At 72.8% G+C, this 9,586-nt stretch carries 6 protein-coding genes; 2 read left to right on the forward strand and 4 right to left on the reverse strand.

Translation table 11 applies throughout. From position 1 onward, the window contains the following. The first annotated feature begins 160 nt into the window (after nt 1-160). Nucleotides 161-1,147: a UDP-glucose 4-epimerase GalE gene (gene galE / locus GA0115242_RS10265; protein WP_093826839.1), complete on the forward strand. Its 987-nt coding sequence runs from the start codon at nt 161-163 to the stop codon at nt 1,145-1,147. Nucleotides 1,148-1,211: 64 nt separating this feature from the next. On the opposite strand, the gene GA0115242_RS10270 is transcribed toward galE, so the two are convergent. From GA0115242_RS10270 to GA0115242_RS10285, 4 genes are all read right to left on the reverse strand, one after another. Further along, entirely contained in the window at nt 1,212-3,350 is a 2,139-nt protein-coding gene (locus GA0115242_RS10270; protein WP_093826841.1) for a 3-hydroxyacyl-CoA dehydrogenase NAD-binding domain-containing protein, read from the reverse strand. Next, nucleotides 3,347-4,573: a thiolase family protein gene (locus tag GA0115242_RS10275; RefSeq protein WP_093826843.1), complete on the reverse strand. Its 1,227-nt coding sequence runs from the start codon at nt 4,571-4,573 to the stop codon at nt 3,347-3,349. The genes GA0115242_RS10270 and GA0115242_RS10275 overlap by 4 nt, the downstream gene beginning before the upstream one ends. A gap of 142 nt (nt 4,574-4,715) precedes the next feature. After that, nucleotides 4,716-5,744: a LacI family DNA-binding transcriptional regulator gene (locus GA0115242_RS10280; RefSeq protein ID WP_093826845.1), complete on the reverse strand. Its 1,029-nt coding sequence runs from the start codon at nt 5,742-5,744 to the stop codon at nt 4,716-4,718. Further along, a complete protein-coding gene (locus GA0115242_RS10285; protein ID WP_093826847.1) occupies nt 5,741-8,110 on the reverse strand; it encodes a glycoside hydrolase family 2 protein in 2,370 nt (789 codons plus the stop codon). Before GA0115242_RS10285 ends, GA0115242_RS10280 begins: the two co-directional genes overlap by 4 nt. A gap of 150 nt (nt 8,111-8,260) precedes the next feature. On the opposite strand from GA0115242_RS10285, the gene GA0115242_RS10290 reads away from it, so the two are divergent. After that, on the forward strand, nt 8,261-9,577 hold the full coding sequence (locus tag GA0115242_RS10290; protein ID WP_093826849.1) for an ABC transporter substrate-binding protein: 1,317 nt from the start codon (nt 8,261-8,263) through the stop codon (nt 9,575-9,577). Nucleotides 9,578-9,586 lie beyond the last annotated feature (9 nt).

The following is a 9,586-nucleotide window of genomic DNA, read 5'->3' on the forward strand; positions in this document are numbered from 1 at the left end:
CCCGGCGGCCCGGCGGCCCGGTGGCCCGGTGGCCCGGTGGCCCGGCGCTCTGGTGGCCCGGCGGCCCGGCAGCCCCTGGCCCCTCCCTCGCTCCCTCCCTCCCTCCCGTCCGTGCGGTGGTCCGTTGGTGTGCGGTGGCCGACGAAATAGGATGCCTGGCATGACGTGGCTGATCACAGGCGGTGCGGGTTACATCGGTACGCACGTCGTCCGGGCGATGCTCGCGGCGGGCGAGCGGGTCGCCGTGTACGACGACTGCTCCTCGGGCGACCCCTCCCTCCTCCCGGACGGTGTCCCGTTCGTCAAGGGCTCGGTCCTCGACGGCACCCTGCTGCGCGCGACGCTCGCCGACCTCTCCGTCACCGGCGTGGTGCACCTGGCGGCGAAGAAGCGGGTCGGCGAGTCCGTGGAACGGCCGCTGCACTACTACCGGGAGAACGTGGAGGGCCTGCGGACCCTGCTGGAGGCCGCCGTGGAGAGCGGCGTGGGCGCCTTCCTGCTCTCCTCGTCGGCCGCCGTCTACGGCACCCCGGACGTCGACCTGGTCACCGAGGAGACCCCCTGCGTCCCGGTCAACCCCTACGGCGAGACCAAGCTGGCGGGGGAGTGGCTGGTGCGCGCCACCGGCCTGGCGCACGGTCTGACCACCGCCTGCCTGCGCTACTTCAACGTCGCGGGCGCCGCCGAGGCCCGCCTCGCCGACCCGGGCGCCGCCAACCTCGTCCCGATGGTCTTCGAGCGGTTGACCGAGGGCGCTGCGCCGGTCGTCTTCGGCGACGACTACGACACCCCCGACGGCTCCTGCGTACGGGACTTCATCCACGTCGAGGACATCGCCACCGCGCATCTGGCCGCCGCGCGCGCGCTCGCCGGACGCGGTCCCGGCACCGACCTGACCGTCAACATCGGTCGCGGCGAGGGTGTCTCGGTGCGCGAGATGATCGCGCTGATCGGTGAGGTGACCGGCTACGGGGCGGCCGCCGAGCCGGTGACCGCGCCGCGCAGGCCGGGCGACCCGGCGCGGGTCGTCGCCGCCGTCGACCGGGCCCGCGCCGAGCTAGGCTGGACGGCCCGCCACGACACCCGCGCCATGGTCGCCTCGGCCTGGGACGGCTGGTGCCACCGGCACCCGGAGGCCCGCCGCTGAGCACGCGGACGGACGGGAAAGGGGGCCTCCGCGCGCTGCGGAGGCCCCCTTCACGTCCCGGACGTCACACCGGTACGGACGCCGTCCCCGGCGCGAGGAACGGAGCGCCGTTCACCCGCTGCGAGACGCCCTCGCGGTCCAGGTACGGCGTGATGCCGCCCAGGTGGAAGGGCCAGCCCGCGCCGGTGATCAGGCAGAGGTCGATGTCCTGCGCCTCGGCCACGACACCCTCGGCGAGCATCAGGCCGATCTCCTGCGCCACCGCGTCCAGCACCCGCTCGCGCACCTGCTCCTCGGTCAGCACCGAGTCGCCCTGTTCGAGCAACGCGGCGACCTCGGGGTCGAGTTCGGGCGTGAAGCCGTTCTCGGCGCGGTACACGTAGAAGCCGCGCTTGCCCGCCTTGACGACGGCCGCGAGGTTCGGGGAGACCGTGAAGCGGTCGGGGAAGGCCCGGTTGAGGGTCTCCGAGACGTGCAGGCCGATCGCCGGGCCGACCAGTTCGAGCAGCACCAGCGGCGACATCGGCAGCCCGAGCGGCTCGACGGCCTTCTCCGCCACCGCGACCGGGGTGCCCTCGTCGATGACGTTCTGGATCTCGCCCATGAAGCGGGTCAGGATGCGGTTGACGACGAACGCCGGGGCGTCCTTCACCAGCACCGCGGTCTTCTTCAGCTTCTTGGCCACGGCGAACGCGGTGGCGAGCGAGGCGTCGTCGGTCAGTTCGCCCCGCACGATCTCCAGGAGCGGCAGCACCGCGACGGGGTTGAAGAAGTGGAAGCCGACGACCCGCTCGGGGTGCTTCAGCTTCGACGCCATCTCCGACACCGACAGCGAGGAGGTGTTGGTGGCGAGGATCGCGTGCGCCGGGGCGACCGCCTCGACCTCGGCGAACACCTGCTGCTTGACGCCGATCTCCTCGAAGACGGCCTCGATGACGAAGTCCGCGTCCGAGAAACCCTCGGCCTTGTCGAGGACGCCGGTCACCAGCGCCTTGAGGCGGTTGGCCTTGTCCTGGTTGATCCGGCCCTTGCCGAGCAGCTTGTCGATCTCGGCGTGGACGTAGCCGACGCCCTTGTCGACGCGCTCCTGGTCGATGTCGGTCAGCACGACCGGCACCTCCAGGCGGCGCAGGAACAGCAGGGCGAGCTGCGAGGCCATCAGACCGGCGCCGACCACACCGACCTTGGTGACCGGGCGGGCCAGGTTCTTGTCGGGGGCACCCGCGGGGCGCTTGCCGCGCTTCTGCACCAGGTTGAACGCGTAGATGCCGGAGCGCAGTTCACCGCCCATGATCAGGTCGGCGAGGGCGCTGTCCTCGGCGTCGTAGCCCTTCTGGAGGTCGCCGTCCTTGGCGGCGGCGATGATGTCCAGGGCGCGGTAGGCGGCCGGGGCGGCGCCGTGCACCTTGGAGTCGGCGAGCGCGCGGCCCTTGGCGACGGCCTGGTCCCAGGCGTCACCGCGCTCCACGGCGGGCCGCTCGACGACGATCTCGCCCTTGAGGACGGACGCCGTCCACAGCAGCGACTGCTCCAGGAAGTCAGCGCCCTCGAACAGGGCGTCGGCGATGCCGAGTTCGTAGACCTGCGCGCCCTTGAGCTGCCGGTTCTGGTTGAGGCTGTTCTCGATGATCACCGAGACGGCCTTCTCGGCGCCGATCAGGTTCGGCAGCAGCGTGCAGCCGCCCCAGCCGGGCACCAGGCCGAGGAAGACCTCGGGCAGCGAGAACGCGGGCAGCGCCGCCGACACCGTGCGGTAGGCGCAGTGCAGGCCGACCTCGACGCCGCCGCCCATGGCCGCGCCGTTGTAGTAGGCGAAGGTCGGCACGCCGAGGGTGGCGAGGCGCTTGAAGACCTCGTGGCCGCCCTTGCCGATGGCGAGCGCGTCCTGGTGCTCCTTGAGCAGTTCGACGCCCTTGAGGTCGGCGCCGACCGCGAAGACGAACGGCTTGCCGGTGACCCCGGCGCCGACGATCTCCCCGGCCGCGGCCTCCTTCTCGACCTGGTCGATGGCCGCGTCGAGGCGGGCCAGCGAGGCGGGGCCGAAGGTGGTCGGCTTGGTGTGGTCGAAGCCGTTGTCCAGCGTGATCAGGGCGAACCGCCCGGCGCCGAACGGCAGATCGAGGTGGCGGACGTGCGCGGACGTCACGACCTCGTCGGGGAACAGCTCGGCCGCGCCCTTCAAAAGCTCAGCGGTGGTGCTCACTTGCTGCCTCCGGCGTCCTTGTGGTTCGGGTTCTCCCAGATGACCGTCGCGCCCATGCCGAAGCCGACGCACATGGTGGTCACGCCGTAGCGGACCTGCGGCTGCTCCTCGAACTGCCGGGCCAGCTGCGTCATCAGGCGCACGCCCGAGGAGGCGAGCGGGTGGCCGTAGGCGATGGCGCCGCCGTACTGGTTGACGCGCGCGTCGTCGTCCGCGATGCCGTAGTGCTCCAGGAAGGCCAGCACCTGCACGGCGAACGCCTCGTTGATCTCGAACAGGCCGATGTCGGAGATCGACAGGCCCGCCTTGGCGAGCGCCTTCTCGGTGGCCGGGATCGGGCCGTAGCCCATGACCTCGGGCTCGACGCCCGCGAAGGCGTAGGAGACCAGGCGCATCTTGACCGGCAGCCCGTGCTCGCGGGCGAAGTCCTCGCTCGCGACGATGGAGGCGGTGGCGCCGTCGTTGAGTCCGGCCGCGTTGCCCGCGGTGACCCGCCCGTGGACCCGGAACGGCGTCTTCAGACCGGCCAGGTTCTCCAGCGTGGTGCCGGGCCGCATCGGCTCGTCGGCGGTGACCAGGCCCCAGCCCGTCTCCCCGGCCTCCGGGTTGGTGCGGCGCACCGAGACCGGCACCAGGTCCTGCTGGATCGTGCCGTTGGCGTACGCCTTGGCGGCCTTCTCCTGCGAGCGGACGGCGTAGGCGTCGGCCCGCTCCTTGGTGATGGAGGGGTAGCGGTCGTGCAGGTTCTCCGCGGTCATGCCCATGAACAGGGCGGACTCGTCGACCAGCTTCTCGGAGACGAACCGCGGGTTCGGGTCGACGCCCTCGCCCATCGGGTGGCGCCCCATGTGCTCCACCCCGCCCGCGATGACGGCGTCGTAGGCGCCGAAGGCGATCGAGCCCGCTGCGGTGGTGACGGCGGTCAGCGCGCCGGCGCACATGCGGTCGATGGAGTAGCCGGGCACCGACTCGGGGAGACCGGCGAGGATGCCGGCCGTGCGGCCGAGGGTGAGGCCCTGGTCGCCGATCTGGGTGGTGGCGGCGATGGCGACCTCGTCGACCTTCTTCGGGTCGAGGCCCGGGTTGCGGCGCAGCAGCTCCCGGATCGCCTTCACGACGAGGTCGTCGGCGCGGGTCTCGTGGTAGATGCCCTTCGGGCCCGCCTTGCCGAACGGGGTGCGGACGCCGTCGACGAAAACGACGTCCTTGACGGTACGAGGCACGATGGCTCTCCTCCAGGGTGCGGGATGGCACTGCTGCTGAACGCGCGCTGAGCGTGCGCTCAGTCCCATGCTACTTATCGGTAACGTAGCTGCACACCCCGGACGCCCCAAGCGGTGAACGTCACAGCGCGACCGGCCCCCGTCAGCCGCCCGGAGGCGCCGTCGAACCCCGCGGTGTCAGCACCGGCGTGTCCGTCCGGCGCGACCGGGCGGCGGCCCCGGGGACCAGCCCGAACAGGGTCCGCGCCACCTCGGCGCCGAACCCGTGCACGTCGTGGCTCATCGCCGACAGCGTCGGACGGGTCAGGCGGCACAGCTGGGAGTCGTCCCAGGCCAGCAGCGACACGTCGGACGGCACCGACAGGCCCATCTCGGCGGCCACCGACAGACCCGCCACCGCCATGATGTCGTTGTCGTACACGATCGCCGTCGGCCGGTCGGCGGGCCCGGCCGCCAGCAGCGACCGGGTGGCCCGCGCCCCCGCCTCGCCCGAGTAGTCGGTGGTGACCTGCCAGGCCCCGGCCAGCTCCAGCGCCCCGGCCGCCTCGTCGAACGCGGCCGTGCGGATCGCGGTGTGGCCGAGCGCCGCCGCCCCGCCCACCCGGGCGATCCTGCGGTGCCCGAGCGCGCCCAGGTACCGCACGGCCTCCCGCACGGCCGTGGCGTCGTCGGTCCACACGCTGGTCAGCCGCCCGGTCAGCGACGGATGCCCGACGGCCACCGCGGGCAGCCCGAGCCGCTCGGCGACCGCGACCCGCGGATCGTCGGCCCGGAAGTCCACCAGGATCGCCCCGCCGATCTGCCGCGACCGCCACCAGCTCTCCAGGATCCCGGCCTCCTCCTCCACGGTCCGCACCAGCCGCAGCAGCAGCGAGCAGGAGTGCTCGGTCAGCACGCTCTCCACCCCGGACACGAACTCCATGTAGAAGGGTTCGAGCCCCAGCAGCCGGGCCGGACGGCAGATCGCGAGCCCCACCACGTCCACCCGCGACCCGGCCAGCGTCCGCGCCGTCGGGTTGGGCGCCCAGCCCAGCTCCCGCGCGGCCTGGAAGATCCGCTCCCGGGTCGCCTCGGAGAGCCCCGGCTTGTGGTTGAAGGCCAGCGACACCGCCCCCTTGGACACCCCGGCGCGCGCGGCGACCTCCTTGATGGTGACGCGGGTGGTCGTCATCGGCCGCTCTCCAGGCAGTACAGGGCCGCGCGGGCGGCGTCGGGGTCGGGGTCGGGCCAGCCGCGCACCCCGATCGTGACGGTCTCCCCGGGCAGCAGCGTCACCAGCCCCCGGTCGGCCCGCGCCGCCGGGTGCAGCCGGTCGGCCTGCAGCAGCAGGTCCCGGACGAGGGTACGGGCCGTCACCGTGACCAGACCGTCGGCCACCGTCACGTCGAACTCCGGCCGGGGATAGGGGATCTCGCGGTCGGGCGCAGGGAAGCGCAGGGCGCGCAGCCCGTCCGCGTCGGCCACCAGGAACTCCGCTGCCCCCGCCGGTACGAGCCCGCTCTCCACGGACACCTCGGCGACCCCGCGCCCGGCCGCCCTGAACGCCGTCTCGCGCTCCCCGACGAGCGTGCCGTCGACCGCCATCCGGCGCAGCCGCACCACCCCGCTCCACATCTCCGCCGCCTGGTTGACCAGCGCCAGCACCAGCCCGCGCGGCCGCAGTTGCAGGGTCGGCAGCCGGTCCGCGTAGAGCCTGCGCAGCTCGTGGTAGAGCGGCTTCTCGCGCCCGTCGCCGTCGATCGCGGCCCAGGACGTCACCGGCCAGCAGTCGTTGAGCTGCCACACCACCGTGCCCGCGCAGGCCGGCCAGTGCGAGCGCCAGTGCTCGATCCCGGCGGCGACGGCACGGGCCTGGTTGACCTGGGTGAGGTAGTGCCAGCGGTCGAAGTCCCCGTCCGGGGGCGGGAAATGGCGGGCCAGCCAGCGCGCCAGCTTGCCGTTGCCGTCGTCGGCCTTCTGGTGATGCAGCATGCCGGGGGAGTCGGGCGCCAGCTCCTCACCGGGCAGCGCCCGCCGCAGAGTTGCGTACGCGGGCGGTGCCTGCCAGCCGAACTCCGCGACGAACCGAGGCACTTCGCGCAGGTAGTCGGTGTAGTCGGCGCGGTTCCACACCTCCCAGGAGTGGTGCGTGCCGTGGTCGGGGTCGTTCGGGTGCCGGTCCCAGGAACCGGACCACGGACTGCCCGCCGTGTACGGCCGGGTCGGGTCCAGCTCGGCCACCACCCGCGGCAGCAGCCCGAGGTAGTAGCCCTCGCCCCAGGACTCCCCGGCGAGCCGCGGCTCCCAGCCCCAGTCCCTGAACCCCCACAGGTTCTCGTTGTTGCCGTTCCACAGCACCAGCGAGGGATGCGGCATCAGCCGCACCACGTTCTCCCGCGCCTCGGCCTCCACCTCCGCACGCAGCGGCTGCTCCTCCGGGTAGGCGGCGCAGGCGAACGGGAAGTCCTGCCAGACCAGCAGCCCCGACTCGTCGCAGGCGTCGTAGAAGTCGTCGCTCTCGTAGATCCCGCCGCCCCAGACGCGCACCAGGTCCACGCCCGCGTCGGCCGCCTGGCGCAGCCGGGTCCGGTAGCGCTCCCGGCCGACCCGGGACGGGAACACGTCGTCCGGGATCCAGTTGACGCCCCGCGCGAACAGCCGCTCCCCGTTCACCACCAGGGTGAACCCGGTGCCGCGGGCGTCGGCCGAGGTGTCGAGGCGGACGGTGCGGAAGCCGACCCTGCGGCTCCAGCCGTCCAGCGGCTCCCGCCCGTGCAGCAGCGTCAACTCGACGTCGTACAGCGGCTGTTCGCCGTAGCCGCGAGGCCACCACAGCCGCGCGTCCGGCACCTCGACGCGGACGGTCGCGGTGTCGTCTTCGACCCCGGCGCGCACCCGCTGTCCGCCGACCGCGGCCTCCACGGCGAGCGGTGCCCCGGCCCCGGTCCGCTCGACGTCGACGCGCAGCTCGACCACGCCCGTGCCGTCCTCGACGCTCACCAGGGGGCGCACCCGGGCGATCCTGGCCGTCGACCAGTGCTCCAGGAGCGCCGGGCGCCAGATTCCGGCCGTCACCAGGGTCGGCCCCCAGTCCCAGCCGAAGGAGCAGGCCATCTTGCGCAGGTAGGGGTAGGGCTCGGGGTAGGCGGCGGGGCGTTCGCCGAGCCGCGCGCGGACCGCCTCGGCCTCGGTGTACGCGGAGGCGAACCGCACGGTCAGCTCCCCTGAGCGGCCGGTCACGTCGAAGCGGTACGAGCGGTGCATGTTGCGGGTGCGGCCCAGCGGGACGCCGTCGAGGAGGATCTCGGCCACGGTGTCGAGGCCGGTGAAGACGAGGTCGGTCCGCTGGGCGCCGGGGGCGGCCCGCAGCGTCGTCCGGTAGCTCCACGCGCGCCGTCCCACCCAGGCGACCTCGCTCTCGGCGCGTCCGACGAAGGGGTCCGGGATCACCCCGGCGGCCAGCAGGTCGGTGTGCACGCAGCCCGGCACGACGGCCGGCAGATCGGCCCCCTCGTGGTGCAGCACCCAGCCCTCGGTGAGCGGTGTCGCCTCCAGCATCCGCACTCCTAAACCGTTCTAGTCCAGCACCGGTCAGTTCGTCTCCAGCCTTGGCGAAATAGGGACTTTACCGGTTCAGAAAGCGCTGTCAGAGTGCCGAATCAGCCAAGCCGCTCGTGCTCGTCCGTCCCAGGAACGGAGTTGACGCACATGCACCGCCGTACCCTCCTCGCCCTCGCCCTGGGGGCCGCCCTGCTCGCCTCGGGATGCACCGGCACCGGCGGCTCGGGCCGGGGCGCCCGCGCCGACGCGCCCACCGACCCGGCCGCGGTGACCGGCACCGTCAAGGTCCTCACCCAGCGCACCGACCTCGTCCAGGACGGCACGATGAAGAGGTACGCCGCCGCCTTCAACCGGACGTACCCGAAGGTCAGGGTGGAGTTCGAGGCCCTCACCGACTACGAGGCCGAGGTCAGGATCCGGATGAACACCGAGAACTACGGTGACGTCCTGATGATCCCGGCCGTCATCGGCAAGAAGGACTACCCGCGGTTCTTCGCCTCCCTCGGCAGCACCGCGGAGCGCGCCAGGACGCACCGCTTCACCGGCTTCACCGACGTCGGCGGCCAGGTCTACGGCCAGAGCCCGATCGGCGTCGCCCCGGGCTTCGTCTACAACAAGAGGGTCTGGCGGAAGGCGGGCGTCACCGACTGGCCCACCACCCCGGCCGGGTTCCTGGCCGACCTGCGGGCGATCAGGGCCAGGACCGACGCGGTCCCCTACTACACCAACTTCGCCGCCCGGTGGCCGCTGACCTCCTGGACGTACGTCGACGGCTCGGTCGGCTGCGACACCGGCGCCACCACGCGCCTCGCGCACGGCGACCCCTGGGCGGACGGCGCCGACCTGCGCGTCGGCGACACCCTGCTCTACGACATCGTCCACCAGGGCCTCGCCGAGAAGGACCCGACGACCACCAGCTGGGAGGCGTCCAAGCCCCGTCTCGCCAAGGGCGAGATCGCCACCCAGTGGCTCGGCAGCTGGGCGGTCGTCCAGTTCAGGGAGGCGGCGGAGCAGGCCGGCGCCGACCCCGCCGACATCGGCTTCATGCCGTTCCCCGCCCAGGTCGGCGGCCGGTACTGCGCGGTCGTCGGCCCCGACTACCACCAGGCCGTCAACGTGCACTCCCGGCACAAGGCGGCCGCCCGCGCCTGGCTCGACTGGTTCACCGACAGGTCCGGTTACGCGGCCGACAACCTGGCCGTCTCCCCGCTCAAGGACGCGCCGCTGCCATCCGTCCTGAAGCCGTACCAGGACCGGGGCGTGAAGTTCGTCGAGCTGGACGACACCGAGGGCGCCGCCGTCAAGGAGATCGACGACCAGTCCGAGATCGGCATCTACAAGCCCGACTACCGCCAGGACCTGGTCGACCTCGCCCGGGGTGCCCGCAAGGGCGACCTCGACGGCTTCCTCGGCGGCCTCAGCGACCGGTGGGCGCACGCGCGCCGCACGGTGGAGTCCCGATGACCGGCACCG

Origin of the sequence: Streptomyces sp. SolWspMP-5a-2, assembly GCF_900091845.1 — a bacterium.
Lineage (GTDB): Bacteria > Actinomycetota > Actinomycetes > Streptomycetales > Streptomycetaceae > Streptomyces > Streptomyces doudnae.

Coding starts and splice junctions, on each gene's coding strand:
- galE (WP_093826839.1), top strand. CDS start 161: ATGACGTGGCTGATCACAGGCGGTGCGGGTTACATCGGTACGCACGTC.
- GA0115242_RS10280 (WP_093826845.1), bottom strand. CDS start 5,744: ATGACGACCACCCGCGTCACCATCAAGGAGGTCGCCGCGCGCGCCGGG.
- GA0115242_RS10285 (WP_093826847.1), bottom strand. CDS start 8,110: ATGCTGGAGGCGACACCGCTCACCGAGGGCTGGGTGCTGCACCACGAG.
- GA0115242_RS10290 (WP_093826849.1), top strand. CDS start 8,261: ATGCACCGCCGTACCCTCCTCGCCCTCGCCCTGGGGGCCGCCCTGCTC.